At 32.8% G+C, this 14,964-nt stretch carries 17 protein-coding genes, 1 tRNA gene and 1 other RNA gene; all 19 read right to left on the bottom strand.

Going from position 1 to position 14,964, the window contains the following annotated elements; all coding sequences use genetic code 11:
• Positions 1–63: 63 nt before the first annotated feature.
• The 19 genes from IY230_RS00825 to IY230_RS00735 all read right to left on the bottom strand — a co-directional run bounded on the left by IY230_RS00825 (position 64) and on the right by IY230_RS00735 (position 14,953).
• Positions 64–147: transfer RNA gene (locus tag IY230_RS00825), tRNA-Tyr, on the bottom strand.
• A 280-nt stretch (positions 148–427) separates the two neighbouring features.
• On the bottom strand, positions 428–598 hold the full coding sequence (locus tag IY230_RS00820) for a DUF951 domain-containing protein (protein ID WP_012242037.1): 171 nt from the start codon (positions 596–598) through the stop codon (positions 428–430).
• Between the two features lie 11 nt (positions 599–609).
• The gene (rsmG, locus tag IY230_RS00815; protein WP_196369455.1) at positions 610–1,302 is read right to left on the bottom strand and encodes a 16S rRNA (guanine(527)-N(7))-methyltransferase RsmG; all 693 of its coding nucleotides are present in this window, start codon (positions 1,300–1,302) and stop codon (positions 610–612) included.
• Complete coding sequence (gene mnmG, locus IY230_RS00810; RefSeq protein ID WP_196369454.1) at positions 1,295–3,148, bottom strand: tRNA uridine-5-carboxymethylaminomethyl(34) synthesis enzyme MnmG; 1,854 nt, start codon at positions 3,146–3,148, stop codon at positions 1,295–1,297. The genes rsmG and mnmG overlap by 8 nt, the downstream gene beginning before the upstream one ends.
• Before the next feature lie 20 nt (positions 3,149–3,168).
• Positions 3,169–5,124 carry a transketolase gene (tkt, locus tag IY230_RS00805; protein ID WP_196369456.1) on the bottom strand — a complete coding sequence of 652 codons (1,956 nt, stop codon included), beginning with the start codon at positions 5,122–5,124 and terminating at the stop codon, positions 3,169–3,171.
• 7 nt (positions 5,125–5,131) lie between these two features.
• Complete coding sequence (locus IY230_RS00800; protein ID WP_196369453.1) at positions 5,132–5,809, bottom strand: hypothetical protein; 678 nt, start codon at positions 5,807–5,809, stop codon at positions 5,132–5,134.
• A 79-nt stretch (positions 5,810–5,888) separates the two neighbouring features.
• Positions 5,889–5,982, bottom strand: an RNA gene (ffs, locus tag IY230_RS00795) — signal recognition particle sRNA small type.
• Between the two features lie 18 nt (positions 5,983–6,000).
• Complete coding sequence (gene tadA / locus IY230_RS00790; protein ID WP_196369452.1) at positions 6,001–6,456, bottom strand: tRNA adenosine(34) deaminase TadA; 456 nt, start codon at positions 6,454–6,456, stop codon at positions 6,001–6,003.
• Positions 6,443–7,036, bottom strand: a complete 594-nt coding sequence (locus IY230_RS00785) for a thymidine kinase (RefSeq protein ID WP_012242031.1) — start codon at positions 7,034–7,036, stop codon at positions 6,443–6,445. Before IY230_RS00785 ends, tadA begins: the two co-directional genes overlap by 14 nt.
• A 60-nt stretch (positions 7,037–7,096) precedes the next feature.
• The gene (locus IY230_RS00780; RefSeq protein ID WP_196369451.1) at positions 7,097–7,354 is read right to left on the bottom strand and encodes a type B 50S ribosomal protein L31; all 258 of its coding nucleotides are present in this window, start codon (positions 7,352–7,354) and stop codon (positions 7,097–7,099) included.
• A 157-nt stretch (positions 7,355–7,511) separates the two neighbouring features.
• Positions 7,512–8,021 carry a Gx transporter family protein gene (locus tag IY230_RS00775; RefSeq protein ID WP_196369450.1) on the bottom strand — a complete coding sequence of 170 codons (510 nt, stop codon included), beginning with the start codon at positions 8,019–8,021 and terminating at the stop codon, positions 7,512–7,514.
• Positions 8,018–8,482, bottom strand: coding sequence for a NusG domain II-containing protein (locus tag IY230_RS00770; RefSeq protein WP_196369449.1), 465 nt, complete (start codon positions 8,480–8,482; stop codon positions 8,018–8,020). The genes IY230_RS00775 and IY230_RS00770 overlap by 4 nt, the downstream gene beginning before the upstream one ends.
• A 12-nt stretch (positions 8,483–8,494) precedes the next feature.
• The gene (locus tag IY230_RS00765; protein ID WP_196369448.1) at positions 8,495–9,577 is read right to left on the bottom strand and encodes an FAD:protein FMN transferase; all 1,083 of its coding nucleotides are present in this window, start codon (positions 9,575–9,577) and stop codon (positions 8,495–8,497) included.
• A gap of 25 nt (positions 9,578–9,602) precedes the next feature.
• On the bottom strand, positions 9,603–10,160 hold the full coding sequence (locus IY230_RS00760) for a hypothetical protein (RefSeq protein ID WP_196369447.1): 558 nt from the start codon (positions 10,158–10,160) through the stop codon (positions 9,603–9,605).
• Entirely contained in the window at positions 10,150–10,728 is a 579-nt protein-coding gene (locus tag IY230_RS00755) for an Rnf-Nqr domain containing protein (RefSeq protein ID WP_196369446.1), read from the bottom strand. Before IY230_RS00755 ends, IY230_RS00760 begins: the two co-directional genes overlap by 11 nt.
• Position 10,729: 1 nt before the next feature.
• A complete protein-coding gene (locus IY230_RS00750; RefSeq protein WP_196369445.1) occupies positions 10,730–11,647 on the bottom strand; it encodes a hypothetical protein in 918 nt (305 codons plus the stop codon).
• Positions 11,644–12,585 carry a hypothetical protein gene (locus tag IY230_RS00745; protein WP_196369444.1) on the bottom strand — a complete coding sequence of 314 codons (942 nt, stop codon included), beginning with the start codon at positions 12,583–12,585 and terminating at the stop codon, positions 11,644–11,646. Before IY230_RS00745 ends, IY230_RS00750 begins: the two co-directional genes overlap by 4 nt.
• Positions 12,582–13,652: an RnfABCDGE type electron transport complex subunit D gene (locus IY230_RS00740; RefSeq protein ID WP_196369443.1), complete on the bottom strand. Its 1,071-nt coding sequence runs from the start codon at positions 13,650–13,652 to the stop codon at positions 12,582–12,584. Before IY230_RS00740 ends, IY230_RS00745 begins: the two co-directional genes overlap by 4 nt.
• A gap of 2 nt (positions 13,653–13,654) precedes the next feature.
• On the bottom strand, positions 13,655–14,953 hold the full coding sequence (locus IY230_RS00735; protein ID WP_196369442.1) for an RnfABCDGE type electron transport complex subunit C: 1,299 nt from the start codon (positions 14,951–14,953) through the stop codon (positions 13,655–13,657).
• Between the last annotated feature and the right edge of the window lie 11 nt (positions 14,954–14,964).

Raw genomic sequence — 14,964 nt, 5'->3', positions numbered from 1 at the left:
ATAACCTTGTCAACAACTTTTTTTAAGAAATGCACAAGGCCGTTATAAACTTATAAATTAGAATGGTGGAGGGGGGCAGATTCGAACTGCCGAACCGTTAGGAACAGATTTACAGTCTGCCGCGTTTAGCCACTTCGCTACCCCTCCGTTTTTTGATTGCCTTATTATTCTATCTTAACTTAAGTCAAATTGCAACCATTTTATTGTCTTTTGGCGAATAATCTAAAGTTTATATATTTTACGTCATATATATAAATATATATCGGCGTAATTTATATAAATCCCTAGAAAAGCCAAATACAATGATACGACATTTCAAATCATAAGTCAAACAAAAAATGAATTAATTTCTAATTTATGTTTTTTTTACCCATTTATAGCCTTCATTGAATCTATAAAGCCATTATTAGTGTAAAAATTGTCTGATTTATTTTACTAATCGCTTATCAAGTTCGAATTGTAACATCATAATTTGTCTGCCACAACCCTTACATTCAAGCTTCATATCTACACCCACTCTTAAAACTATCCATTCTTTGGATCCACATACATGTTGTTTTTTTGTTTTTACGATTTGTCCGATTGTATACTTGCTCATATAATCAATCCTTACAGTGGTTTTTTCTTTATGATTGGAAACGCTCTAGGATATCCAGATACGTGTTTTTCTTTTCTAAATAATAGGTTTGCTCTAAACCCTGATTCTAAAGGAAGTTCAAATAAATCTTGTGTGATTAATTCGACATTTAATACCTTAATTGCGTGTGCTGCTGATGTAAGTTCTTCTTCAAACTTACTTCCCTTAGGTGCAATGAAATATCCACCCACTTTTAACATTGGTACACCAAACTCTAAAATCAGTCTTAACTCGCCTAATGCTCTTGCAGTAACCATATCAAATTGTTGATAATTTTTACTACTAAAGTTTTCAGCTCGATCATGAACAATTTTAAATTCCAAATTAAGTGTTTTTTTGAGTTCTTGTAAAAATTGTACGCGTTTAATTTGTGACTCTACAATCGTCACTTGAATATTAGGAAAAACTATTAATAAAGGTATCGATGGAAACCCCGCACCTGCACCCATATCACATAATGTCACAACTTTACTTAAATCTACTAACTTACTTATCAGTACGGAATCTAAAAAGTGTTTGATGTCTGCATCATCTCTTGAAGTAATACGTGTTAAATTCGTATGCTTATTATATTCTACTAATAAGTTATAATAGGCATCAAATTGCCCGATTTGTTGTTCGGTTAACTTGATGCCTAATATATTTGTAATGTATGTATTAAGCATTTTTAGATTCTAGATAAACGAGTAACATGGATACATCCGTTGGTCCAACACCTAGGATTCTAGTTGCTTGACCTAATGTTTCAGGTTTAATCTTACTTAATTTTTCTTTAGCTTCTGCAGATATGTTGTGAATACTATGATAATTAATATCGTTTGGAATAAATCTAGATTCATAGCGTAATAATTTATCCGCTTCTCTTCTAGCTTTTTCGATATAACCATCATACTTAATATATATTTCTAATTGTTCATAAATTTCATGACTATAGTCTGATGGTAAAAAATGTTTTAGGGTTTCTATTTTAAGTTCCGGTCTTTCAAGTAATTTAAAGACTGTAACGCCTTCATAAATTGGGCTTGAGTTTACTGAAGCTAAATAGTTTAGATTCTCCTCAGTTGGGTTAATCTTTGTTGTTTTTGCTCTTTGAATCATTTCTTTTAATGCTATTTTTTTGTGTTCGAATCTTTCATACGTTGCATCATCGACTAAACCAATTTGATGGCCATAATCTCTTAATCTCATATCGGCATTATCATTTCTTAATAACAGTCTATGTTCTGCACGTGATGTTAAAAGTCTATATGGTTCACTAGTACCTTTAGTAATAAGATCATCAATTAATACACCTATATAAGCTTCATCTCTTTTTAATACGAGTGGTTGTTTTCCTTGAACTTTTAATCCTGCATTAATACCTGCCATTAAACCTTGACCAGCAGCTTCTTCATAGCCTGATGTACCGTTAATTTGACCAGCACAGAATAGATTGTTAATCACTTTAGTTTCTAGGGACTGATAGAGTTGTCTTGGATTAATTGCATCATATTCGATTGCGTATGCATAACGCACAATACGTGCATTTTCCATACCAGGTAAAGATCTTACCATTTGCTCTTGAATATGTCTTGGCATCGATGTAGATAATCCTTGGATATACATTTCATTTAAATCCATGGATTCTGGTTCAATAAATATTTGATGTCTGTCTTTATCTTTAAATCTAACAAACTTATCTTCAATAGATGGACAGTATCTTGGACCAACACCTTCTACAACACCACCATACATTGCAGATGCATCCAGGTTATTGAATATAATATCTTTAGTATCTGGTGATGTATGAATTAAGTAACTAAATTCTTGGTGACCTAAATCAGTGATTGGTGAATCATGTGAAAATGTTTGGAAAACACCATCACCTGGTTGTGGTACAGTTTTAGAATAGTCGATAGAATCTTTCGCAATTCTTGGTGGTGTACCCGTTTTTAGTCTAAGCATTTCAAAACCTAAGTTTTTAAGTTGATTAGAAATACCACGTGTTGTACGTTCACCATTTGGACCACTTGATGTTTTTTCGTGACCAATTAAAATTTGAGACCCTAAATATGTACCTGTTGTAATAATTACAGTTTGGGCAAATATTTGTGTACCATCTTCTAGGTTTACACCTTTAACGGTATTATCTTCAACAATTAATGTGTCAACAAATCCTTGAAGTAAAGTCAGATTTGGTGTGTTTTGTAACACATCTAACATGATTTTAGGATATTTTAATTTATCAATTTGAGCGCGTAGCGCACGAACTGCTGGACCCTTTGAAGGATTTAACATCTTCATTTGAATTTGGCTTAAGTCTGCTGACTTTGCCATTTGACCACCAAGTGCGTCAATTTCTCTAACTACAATACCTTTAGCAGGTCCACCAATCGATGGATTACATGGCAAAGTAGCAACCTTTGTTAGATCGCCTGTAATGAGTAAAGTATTAAGTTTCATTTTTGCCATAGCAAGTGCAGCTTCGACACCAGCGTGTCCTGCACCTACAATAATGCCATCATAAATCATATATATCTTCCTTTAAAACCTTATTTAATATTTATAAATGCTTCTGCAATACTTTCTTTATTAAAGCCAAAATGGTTTAATACAACATCAGCATTTGCAGAAAGTCCAAACGTATCGATACCGTATACATGAGGTGTAAATCTATACCATGAATAACTAGATCCCATCTCTACTGCAAGTGTTTTGACATTTGCCGGAAGTATTTTACTTCTGTAGTCTTCATTTTGCAATAAAAATGCATGATGTGATGGCATAGAAACAACACGGATATCTAATCCTTTTTCTTTTAGGATTTGTTTTGCTTCATAAGCAAGTCCTACTTCAGAACCAGATGCTAATAAGATACCGTCTAATTTGTTTTCTTCTTTACTTACGATATATGCTCCCTTTAAAACGCCTTCTTTATTTGTGTGTTCTAAATTTAAGACATTTTGTCTAGAAGTGATAATCGCTGTTGCTGTATCTTTAGATTCAAATGCAATCTCAACTGCTGCTTTTGTTTCATTTGCATCCGCTGGACGAATGACGTTTAAATCTGGAATACTACGTAATCCAATAAGTTGTTCAATCGGTTCATGTGTTGGACCGTCTTCACCAACTGCAACTGAGTCATGTGAGAAGATAAATACACTTGGTATTTTCATCATTGCAGCTAAACGAATTGGTGGTTTCATATAATCTGAGAATACAAAGAATGCACCTGTAAATGATTTTAGTCCACCATGTAGTGTAATACCATTGACTACAGCACCCATTGCGTGTTCTCTAACACCAAAGTTTATATTTCTTGATAATGCATTATCCTTATTAAAGTTTCCATCATTACCTTTAGCTTTAGTAGATGAGGTAAGATCTGCTGACCCACCAATAATATTTAAGTTTTGACTACTTAGAAGTGTTAAAGCTTTACCTAATACGTTACGTGTTGCTTCTTTAGAACCTGCATTATATGCTAGGCTACTTAAATCCACTTTGATATTTCCATTTAAGAATTGATTGAACAAATCGTATTTTTCTGGGAATTGCGCTTTATAAGCGTCTAACATCTTAACCCATTTGTTGTAGACACGTTTACCTTTGTTAAATACTTTACCCTTATAGAAACTGTATACTTCACTGTCCACTTCAAAAGGTTTGTAGTTATAGTTTGATTTTTGTGCTAACTTTTCACGTTCAGCTTCACCAAGTGGTGAACCATGAACTTTAGAAGTACCTTCTGATGTTGTACCTCTACCAATGATTGTTTTAACTTCAATAATGGTTGGTTTATCGACTATCTTTTTAGCACGTAAAATAGCGCGGTTAATTTGATCTAAATCTTCACCATCTTCTACTTTAGTGTAGTGCCAGTTTTGTGCTTCAAATTTCTTTTTAACATCTTCTGATATTGCTAGATTTGTTTCACCGTCTAATTGAATATCATTAGAATCATATAAAACGATAAGTTTACCTAATCCTAAATGGCCCGCAAGTGAAATAGCCTCTAATGCTACGCCTTCTTGTAAGTCACCATCACCTACTAATACATAAGTATAGTGGTTGATTAAATCAAAGTTTGGTTCATTAAAACGTGCAGCTAAATGCTTTTCAGCAATCGCCATACCTACAGCATTAGAAATACCTTGTCCAAGCGGACCAGATGTTGTTTCAACACCATCTGTATGACCATATTCCGGATGTCCCGGTGTATTTCCAGGATAGTTTCTAAAGTTTTTTAAATCATCAATAGAGATTTTGTAACCAGATAAATGATTTAATGCATAAAGTAGCATAGAACCATGTCCGGCAGAAAGAATAAAACGGTCACGGTTAATCCAGTGACTCATCTTTGGATAAACATTTATATGTTTTGTAAATAGCGTATGCGCCATTGGTGCAGCACCAATTACAATACCAGGATGCCCGCTATTTGCTTTATTAATAGCGTCAATTCCTAAAAAACGAATAGAATCAATAGATAATTTGTTTATATCCATCATTTAATTACTCCTTATTATTGTTTTCTTCTGAATTGTTTTCTGTTTCTGAATCTTCTAATTGAGCTGGTGTTTCTTCTTCAGATGCTTCTTCTTCTGTGACTTCATCATCTGATTTGTAGTATGCTTCGTAGTATTTTTCTTGACCTTCTAAAATACCTTGGAATCTTGTTTCCCCTAATGTGTCTTTAATTAATTGTGTCGCTTTTTTATTTTCATCACTAACAAGTGTTCTTAATTTCTTTTGTTGTCTATTAGATGACACAAATAAACCAATAAATAACACAACCATTGCAGCTAAAAATACATTATCTGCTTGTTCAGGAATAATTTGTTGCAATCCAATAGATGCACCTAATACAACCAGTAATACAATCATCGATACCATCATATACATACGTGACATTTTACGTTGTTGTGCATAGATTGTATTTGTAAAATCTAACCATATTGTATTCACTTCATTTGTATATAGATCAGTTACTGCTTCATAATATCCTTTTTCAACAAATAGTCTATAGTTTATACCATCTGATGTCCAAACAGAAAATCTACCACGTGATGCAAACTTGTGGAAATCATTTCTATCATTTAAATAATACATTTCTAAAGTAGCATCATTATATTTTTCTACTCTAAAAGGAGTGCCTACTGCCTTAGCGTAATCTTTTGGTAACATTTTCATACTTTAAATCCTCCAAATTTTAAGTTTATATTCTAGTTTTAATTATATCATATCGCTTTATGTTTTAATAAAACATCCCCATAGGGTATTCTCATCCACATATCAGGTATCTTATGGCTGCTCCAATCAAGGCCTGACCAGGTTCGATCCTTAATATTGAATGAGAATACCCTATAGGGATGTTTACTCTTTTATCTTCGCTTATTTTTAAAGAATGTTGAAAGGATGTTTGAACACTTATCCATCAACAATCCACCTTCATAGTATATCTTATGATTAAAGGGATTGTCAAGCAGTTTTATAACACTTTCAACTGCACCGGTCTTTGGGTCTTTTGCGCCGTAATACAAATTTTTAATACGCGCTTGTATCATTGCACCTGCACACATCGGGCAAGGCTCTAATGTAACGTATACTTCTGCATTTTCTAAACGCCAACTACCTATTTTTTTTGCTGCTTTTTCTATTGCTAAAAATTCCGCATGCGCATGGATGGATTGTCTACTTTCACGCAAATTATGTGCTCTTGCAATAATTTTACCGTCTAATACGACAACCGCACCAACAGGAACCTCATCTTTATCATTAGCTTTTTTAGCTTCTTTTAGAGCCTCATTCATGAAGTACTCATGACTATTTTTTATCATATTTTCCCGGTACTTCGTGGGCATGTCTAGATCTTGGCTCATAAGAGTCAGATGCACCTACAACAATCAGTGGATCATCCATACGTGCTGGCTTACCATTAATGATGCGTTGTGTACGCGTTGCTGGTGTACCAGTTTTAGGACATATCGCAGTGAGTTTTACAACAAACTCTGCAATCGCTAAAAGTTGTGGCATTGGACCAAAGGGTTCCCCCTTAAAATCTCTATCTAAACCACCGATAATCACACGCACACCACTGTCTGCGAGTCTATCAGCAATCTCTACGATATCTTGATCAAAGAATTGTGCTTCATCAATGATTACAGCTTCAATAGAATCATTCATATGTTCTAGAATATCTTTAGACTTTTCTATTAATATGGCATTTTCTGTTAATAAACTGTGTGATACAATCTCTGCTTTACTGCTATATCTATTATCAATGACTGGTTTAAATACTAAATAGTTTTGCTTAGCATATTTAAGTCGTTTTGCACGTCTTATAAGTTCTTCAGTTTTACCTGCAAACATCGGTCCGCAAACTACTTCAATGAAACCATTACGGTATGTATGATACATGTTTTTTACCCCACTTAATACTATTATAACAAAAAGCGAGATGCAATCTCGCTGTAATGATTATTCTTTTTTAGATTTTTCTAAACGCTTGTTAAATTTATCCACTTGACCAGCTTGAGCAACGAAAGTTTGTTCCCCTGTATAGAATGGGTGCGTTTCAGATGTAACTTCTAAACGGACGACCGGATAGGTTTTACCATCTTTTTCATAAACTTCAGTGTCTTTTGTATTGACAGATGATTCAATTAAAAATTGTTTTTTAGTTTGAGCATCTTCAAAGATTACTAGTCTTGTTTTTGGATGAATATTTGCTTTCATAGAATTCTCCTTCCGCCATGAGAAAATAATACTCATAGTAAGTTTCGCAATAGTTATTATATCATGTATTTAAAGTAATGCAACACCATAATTTCATAATATAAATACTCACATATTTATTACTTATTTTTGTAACAACCACTGATTTTAGGTGGGTTTATAATGAGCGTTGATATTTGCTACGGTTAAATGTTTTAAAGAATCGCTGGGCGATGATACCGATTAAAATACCAGCAGGTATACTAATGAGTAACATCAGTGGTAAGTAGAGTATAAGTAGGTCTGTTTCTAATAGATATATGCCTACAATCACTTGTCCTAATGTATGTGTGATAGCACCTAGGACAGAGACGCTAATTAAGTGTAATTTAAACCAGTTTTTGAAGATACCCATCACTGTAATAGATACAATTGCACCACCCAAGCCCATCCAAAATGGTATGGTAAACGATCTTGAGAGTAACCCTACTAAGAATACTCTTAAAATCGTAACAAGTGAAGCAGATCTAAATCCATACATATATAAGACAATGACCGTTACGATATTTGCAAATCCAATTTTTGCACCTGGTACAGGTATGACATTAATTGAGATTTCAATGACGTTTAAGACAATTGCTACTGCAATTAGCATCGACAATGTTGTAATTCTATTTAAGTTTTTCATACAACACCATCAATCCCATCATCTTCTACTGTTTCAAATACGATAAACACTTTACTTGGTAAGGATACTGCAGGTAACCCTGTGCCATCATACCAATTACGTCTAACACCAATTTGTCTTGGTGTCTCATCTTTTTGGATACGTATTGCCTTTTTATCCCAATCAATTTCGATATAGACTAACGTTCTTTCACCTTCATGGATATAAGCACCCTTAATAATAAAGGCAACATCACCACCCTCATTAGGTACAGGGTCTGTAAGAAGTGGGTAGTTATTATCAATCGTTTGTGGTGTTAACTCATAACTATTGTCATCAAAGTTTACACTAATTACCACATCATTATCTTGATATACATAAGCAATACTACCAGTTGGGGCTCCAAAAAATGTAACCCAAATATAGAGTATACCTACAACAAATAATAGTCCACCAATGATGATATAATCTCTTTTCTTCATATCATCACCTAATTAAAGTGGTCTAAAGTTTTCAGATTGATTATAAGATTTATAAGTATTATTAAATAAATATGTATAGACCTCATAACCATTTGTTTCTAAAAACTGTTCTAAAACTTCCGGTGGCATACTAAATAGTGCTGTGGATAAACCATCATTAAATCCAGCATCTGTTCCAACAATTGAAAGTGTTAGATAATGATTTACCGGACGTTTTGTTTTTGGTGAGACAATATGATGATACATCACATTTTCACTTACGATAAATTGATTATAAGTTCCTGATGTTGTGAAGTTATAGTTTTTAGATGTATAAATGCCGTAATTTTTAGGTCGATATCCAATAATATCTAAGTTATCTATGACATCTTGTGGATTAATAAGTCCTGTTCTATAACTACCATCCTCAGTCTTTGGATTACCTTCACCATATAACATGGAAGAACCACCACCGCTAATTAAATAATTACTTATACCTAAATCCTTTAAGTAATCTGCGGCTAATTGAGTGACATAGCCTTTAGCAAGCGCACCTAAGTCTAGTTTTGCACCATATTTAAGTGTTACATAATATTTATTATCCACTTCACTTAAAATCACGGGATCTTCAACGATATCAATTGTATCCACTAAGCTTATGGCATAGTCGATATCTTCTTTAGGTATTTCTTGACCTGTATAATCACTTTCATCAATTAAGTTTTTCCAAACATCAATTATTTTACCAATGGACATATCAAAGTATCCATCAGTAAATTCATAGAGTTCAACCCCTAAACTTAATAGATCATATAGTTCTTTTTTAATTTCGACTGTTTGATCAGTTTTAGTTGTCTCAACTAACTGATTAATATAATAGATGCCTTGTACATCTTCATAACCTCTATAGTTATCTGTTAGTTTGTTATAAAAATCATACATTTCTTTTAATTTTTTATCTGCTTTATTAAAAACAGACTTGGGTGCATATACTGTACCACCAATAAATGTATGCATTGATGATATGGCTAAACTATTTTCTACGGATGTTTGAGTACAAGCAGAAAAAAGAACACTGATTAATATTAAGTTGATAACTGCCCATATTTTTTTCATGTTCTTTTTTCCTTTTTATATGTTTTTAAAATAATCCTGCTAACCCACTAAATACTAAAGCAATTAAGCCCAGTATAATGAGTAGAATTGGTAATCCTTTAAATGACTTGATAAGCGGATTTACACGCATTCTAGATTGAATCATTGTAAGTAATATGGATAGACCAATAAAGCCTATTAATGAACCAACAACTTGGATAAATGCTTCATCAAATGCAACATTTGACAACCCCATAAATCCAACAATAATCACAATAGAGTGTAATCCAAATAATTCTTCTTTAGGTAATGCAAACTTTGTTTTATCAGTAACAAGTTTATAAAGCTCGTTCACACCAATCATCAATAAAGCTAATACAATGATATTTAGGAATGCCATATCCATTGGTACTAAAACAAATTCTAATACAACATAATCAACTAAGAAAACTACAAGTGCTAGTAAACTAATCAGTGAAGATTTCACTAATACTGGTTTAACTCTGATCTCACGATCTTTAATCGCTTCTAATCCAACCCCTTGTAAAATAACATTTGAAAGGATTGCAGCACCTAGTAAACTAGATAATAAATTAAATAACATCTGCTTTATCCTCCTTTACAAAAGGTATGGCATTTATAATAGCAAAGATAAATCCTGCTAAGATGAAACCACCTGAGTTGTCTTTTAAGATAGCAATACCAAATTTAGCATCAAACACTTGTACTGTGTCTAATCCAAATGCTAGTAAACCAATACTTCCAGTACCTAAGAACTCTCTTAAGAAACCAATCAGTACGAGTGCTACAAAACCTACTAGAATCATAAGGCCATGATCCAAAATAGATTTTTCTTCAACTGTTTCTAATCTTAGTTGAGGAATTGTAAATATTGTAAGTGCTAAGTAAATACCCATTAATTGATTTAATGAGAAATATGTCCCTAATACTGTCATAATGATTGTTACAATTGAAGCTGTTAATAAGATATATGCATATGAGCGCATTCTACCTTCACTAAATTTATTAATCAATAGACCACCAGCATAAATGATAAGTGCTAATATAACATAAACTAACCCCATAAAAAGCGCAGTTTCTAATGTATTTGCTAAATAGATAAGCGGTAGGATGCTTAATAAAATAAATGGTTTTAAATTGTTTTTATTCATCTTAAGCCCCTCCTTGAATATCTAGTAATAACTGATTTACTAAGTATTGTGAACCGTTTGAGTTTGTTGTTGGTCCAGTTGTTGCATCTGGCATTGGATCATTTAAATTATAACCGATAACACCACTTAAGAAGGTGTTTGTTGCACTATAGAAGTTTCCACCTGAATGGCCATATAATGCTTCAGGTAATAATGTATGTGTAATTTTACCATCACTATCGACTGCAACATAAATTGTGATACTGCCTTCATTTACACTTTGGAAGTCATAATATGTATCAGTGCCTGTTGCCATATAAACTGTATAGTCTAAATTATTAAATGTTACATCATAAGTTGTTACATTACCGTCTGTAGCTTCACTATTCAATGTGTATTTATCACCTAGTAATGTTTCAATGTGATCTACTTCTTCACCTACGTGGAAGACTACAACTTTACTTACAGCATTTTTTATAATAGATCTTGATACGACAATCGTTGTTGCGCCTGCTGCACCATCAATAAATTGAACATTTTCATAATACAGACCATTATAGTTTTTTAGTAAGTATGCACGAACAAGTGGAAAGTAACTAGATGATGTATCATCTTTTGTTCTAACGTATTTATCTCTTGCATAAACTTTACCATCCAAATCAATACCTACATATAGTTCTAAATAGAAGTAAGTATGATCAATTCTAACTGTATATAGATCTGCAATTTTTTTACCATCTAATGTTGTAACTTCTGCTTGTTCTAGTATTTCGTTATATTCAGCATCAATTACAGGTTTTACATTCACAACATTGACATTTTGATTAAACATCTTATCCACAACTGATGTTGGGAATAGATAATCAAAACTTAATGCAATAAGACTAACAAGTAACATTAAACCAAACATTAAAACTAAAATTAAATTTTCTTTTTTCATGAGATATGTACCCCCTGAACAATTAACACCATATCTTCGATTAAGGTTCTTGAATTATGTGCTAAAACATCACCTGTTGCACCAGCATTGCCATCTGTTACATCAAGAATTGACGTATCTTTAAAGCTTTGAGCAAATTCCATTGCATTTGTCATAAATCCACCCTTAGTGTGGTTATATAACTCGGCTGGTAAAAGTACACCAATAATTTTATTATCATTATTTAATGCAAGAACAAGTGTAATTGATTTTTCTTGAGTACTATCTGTTTGGTAAATTCCTGATTTAGTAATTGTATAAACAACACCTAAACCTTCAATCGTTTCAACCTTGATAGTTGCACCAGAGTTGGATAGTTCTTCTGTATTTGAAATCACGTAGTCATCACCATAGAATTCTTTATAAGGTGCTTGGATTTCAAATTTATCTGTTTTATCATGATGTAATCCTACCATACTCATTAAGTGTGATAGATCATTTTTTGAGATGGATGTTGCACCAGCAGCACCATCAAAAATATCTGTACTTAACTTGCTTAATACATATGTTTCAAGCATTGTTGTTGTTTGTTGTAAGTACATTGTTTGATTAAGTTCTAAGAACTCAATAGTTTGAATGACATCTTTAACATCCACGCTTAAACGAACTTTCATATTACCAAAATCATTTGTAATATTTGCCTCATATAGATAACCTAGTGGATCTTCATTTTTATAAACACGAACAGATCTTAAGATTTCAACACCTTCGATTACTTCAAGCTTGTTTCCTTCAAAATCTGTAACACCTATAAAGTAATCATCTAATATAGAAAGTGTTTCTTGTTTAGCACGTTCTTCTTTAATCGGATTAAATATTAGGTGGGTACCAATTGAAAGACCAATACCTAAAATTAATACCACCGCTAATGTGATCATACTTTTAACTGTTTTTGTCATATTGCATAACCTCCTAAAATCACGAAGGTAAGTGCTACTAAAGCTACAAATACTAAACTAAAGCTAAGATAGAATTTCTTTGTAAAACTATTATTTGCCCACATTGGATAATCTAGTAAAGGTACCATTAAGTTACCAAATAGTAATGCAAATACTACACCTTCAGGAAGACTACCAAAAATTCTAATGAAGAATACTAATGAACCTACAATTAAGCCAAACCACCAACGACCTGGTCTTGTGATTGGTGATGTTGCAGGGTCCGTAATCATAAAGGTTAGACCAAATAATAAACCACCAGATAATAATTGGAATATCACATATTCAAATACTAATGTAGGATGTAGTATGAATCCTGCAACTGTAGCAAGTGCTGTAAAGATTAATAGTCCTGATAAAACAGGTCTATAATCTGCACTTTTTCTAATTAATAGATATGCAAGACCAAATAAAATAGCTAGTGAGTTAATCTCTCCCATAGATCCTGGGATATTACCAACGAGTAAATCGATTAATGAATAACTATTTAATACTTCAGGAAAACTTGTAGATAATGCTGTAGCACCTGCTGCAGCATCAATGAACCCATAAGAACCTGTGAAGAATGTTGTAAATGCTAATGCAATAAATACACGTCCAACTCCTGCAGGGTTAAAGATATTCATCCCTAAACCACCAAAAATCATTTTACCGATTGCAGCTCCAAATAAAGCCCCCATAACAACCACATAAAGATGTAGTTGGTCTGGTAATATCATTGCATAAATGATGGCAGATACTGCAGGTGCACTAAAGTTATTAATTGTATATTTTTTAAACTTATTTTTAATTTTATCTTTGAAATTATAACCATCTACACGCGTAACACTTAAAAAATATAAAGCTTCCACACCAACAAAGATAATTAAACTAATTAATATTCTTGCTAATGCATCTAATCCAAATCTGTAGATTGAAAAGAATACTACAGGAGTTAGCGCAATTAACACATCAAACATCATACGTTTTGTAGAAGTTTCTTTACGTATATACGGTGATGTTTGGCTTAAAATTGATATATTTTGCATAATTAACCCCTTAAGATGCGTTTACCTTCACGCATGTAATCTGTTAAATGAATCTTAGATGGACATACAAATGAACATAATCCACATTCAATACATTTATTAACTGATAAAGCTTTTAAGAAATCTTTATCGTTTGCTTTAACAGCATTCATTATTTGAACCGGTTGTATTTGTACTGGGCAAGAATAGACACAACTTGCACAGTGAATACAAGGATCTTCGTTTAATAACAGTGAGTTTTGAACAATCAATGAGGTTGCTGTATGTGTTGTTACAATATCATCATTTGTTACGTTACTACCCATCATTGGCCCACCCATGATTAATGTTTTAGGCACCGCCTTATCTACATAACCACCGGCAAGTTGAATTAAGCTTTGAATTGGTGTACCAATTCTAGCTTTAAATGATTTGTTTACAACACCATCACCTGATAATACAAAGTATCTTTCAAGTACAGGTAAGTTAAACTTCACTGCATGATAAATAGATTGTAACGTAGAAACGTTAAATGGAATGATACCGTAATCTGCTGGAAGTTTAAATTGAGGTACCTTAATACCAGTAGCCGCCTCAATTGCTTCTAACTCCCAACCTTGTGGGTAGTGGTTACCAACTGGTACAACTTTAATATCATACTCAGTATATGAGTTTAGAGAAAAACGGATTCTTTCTACTAATTCCACATATCTTTTCTTAACTGCAATTATACCTTTAGGTGCACCAACAGCTTTCATTGCATAGATTAAACCTTTAATAAGTTCATCCGGGCTTTCCATCATAACTTCATAGTCTGAAATTAATTTAGGCTCACACTCAACACCGTTTGCTAAGATGATGTCAATCTTATTTTTAGTATTTAATTTAATATAAGTTGGAAAACCTGAACCACCTAGACCAACTAGACCAGCTTCTTTAGTAATATTTACGTAATCTTCTTTAGTTAGTTTGTCTATTTCTTCATCAGTTCTTGTTTTAACAGACTCATGTAATTCATATTTGAAGTCGTTTTTAACAATCATACAGTTTACACGTTTTCCTGAAGCATCAAACTTCATTTCATGCCCAACAACTTCACCACTAACTGTTGAGTGAATTGGTTGTTCAAAGAAAGCACCCTTTCTTGTACCAATAATTTCACCAACCTTAACAAATTGACCAAAAACAACGCAAGTTTCACCTTCCGGGCATCTTTGGTTTGTAATTGGATAGTATAAATATGGTGCTTCTAAGTGATGGATTAATGGTAGTTTCTTTAAAACATCTTTACCATCAGGTATATATCTTGTTCTTGTAATCAAAGAAAATCACT

Origin of the sequence: Acholeplasma laidlawii (assembly GCF_015709225.1) — a bacterium.
GTDB classification, from domain to species: Bacteria; Bacillota_I; Bacilli_A; order Acholeplasmatales; family Acholeplasmataceae; genus Acholeplasma; species Acholeplasma laidlawii_A.
The sequence above is the reverse complement of the archived record's forward strand: the minus strand, read 5'-3'. Positions and strand labels throughout refer to the sequence as shown.

Excerpts from the sequence above, each read along its gene's own strand:
- IY230_RS00820 (WP_012242037.1), bottom strand. The coding sequence starts at position 598 with ATGAGCAAGTATACAATCGGACAAATCGTAAAAACAAAAAAACAACAT.
- rsmG (WP_196369455.1), bottom strand. The coding sequence starts at position 1,302 with ATGCTTAATACATACATTACAAATATATTAGGCATCAAGTTAACCGAA.
- mnmG (WP_196369454.1), bottom strand. The coding sequence starts at position 3,148 with ATGATTTATGATGGCATTATTGTAGGTGCAGGACACGCTGGTGTCGAA.
- tkt (WP_196369456.1), bottom strand. The coding sequence starts at position 5,124 with ATGGATATAAACAAATTATCTATTGATTCTATTCGTTTTTTAGGAATT.
- IY230_RS00800 (WP_196369453.1), bottom strand. The coding sequence starts at position 5,809 with ATGAAAATGTTACCAAAAGATTACGCTAAGGCAGTAGGCACTCCTTTT.
- tadA (WP_196369452.1), bottom strand. The coding sequence starts at position 6,456 with ATGATAAAAAATAGTCATGAGTACTTCATGAATGAGGCTCTAAAAGAA.
- IY230_RS00785 (WP_012242031.1), bottom strand. The coding sequence starts at position 7,036 with ATGTATCATACATACCGTAATGGTTTCATTGAAGTAGTTTGCGGACCG.
- IY230_RS00780 (WP_196369451.1), bottom strand. The coding sequence starts at position 7,354 with ATGAAAGCAAATATTCATCCAAAAACAAGACTAGTAATCTTTGAAGAT.
- IY230_RS00775 (WP_196369450.1), bottom strand. The coding sequence starts at position 8,021 with ATGAAAAACTTAAATAGAATTACAACATTGTCGATGCTAATTGCAGTA.
- IY230_RS00770 (WP_196369449.1), bottom strand. The coding sequence starts at position 8,482 with ATGAAGAAAAGAGATTATATCATCATTGGTGGACTATTATTTGTTGTA.
- IY230_RS00765 (WP_196369448.1), bottom strand. The coding sequence starts at position 9,577 with ATGAAAAAAATATGGGCAGTTATCAACTTAATATTAATCAGTGTTCTT.
- IY230_RS00760 (WP_196369447.1), bottom strand. The coding sequence starts at position 10,160 with ATGTTATTTAATTTATTATCTAGTTTACTAGGTGCTGCAATCCTTTCA.
- IY230_RS00755 (WP_196369446.1), bottom strand. The coding sequence starts at position 10,728 with ATGAATAAAAACAATTTAAAACCATTTATTTTATTAAGCATCCTACCG.
- IY230_RS00750 (WP_196369445.1), bottom strand. The coding sequence starts at position 11,647 with ATGAAAAAAGAAAATTTAATTTTAGTTTTAATGTTTGGTTTAATGTTA.
- IY230_RS00745 (WP_196369444.1), bottom strand. The coding sequence starts at position 12,585 with ATGACAAAAACAGTTAAAAGTATGATCACATTAGCGGTGGTATTAATT.
- IY230_RS00740 (WP_196369443.1), bottom strand. The coding sequence starts at position 13,652 with ATGCAAAATATATCAATTTTAAGCCAAACATCACCGTATATACGTAAA.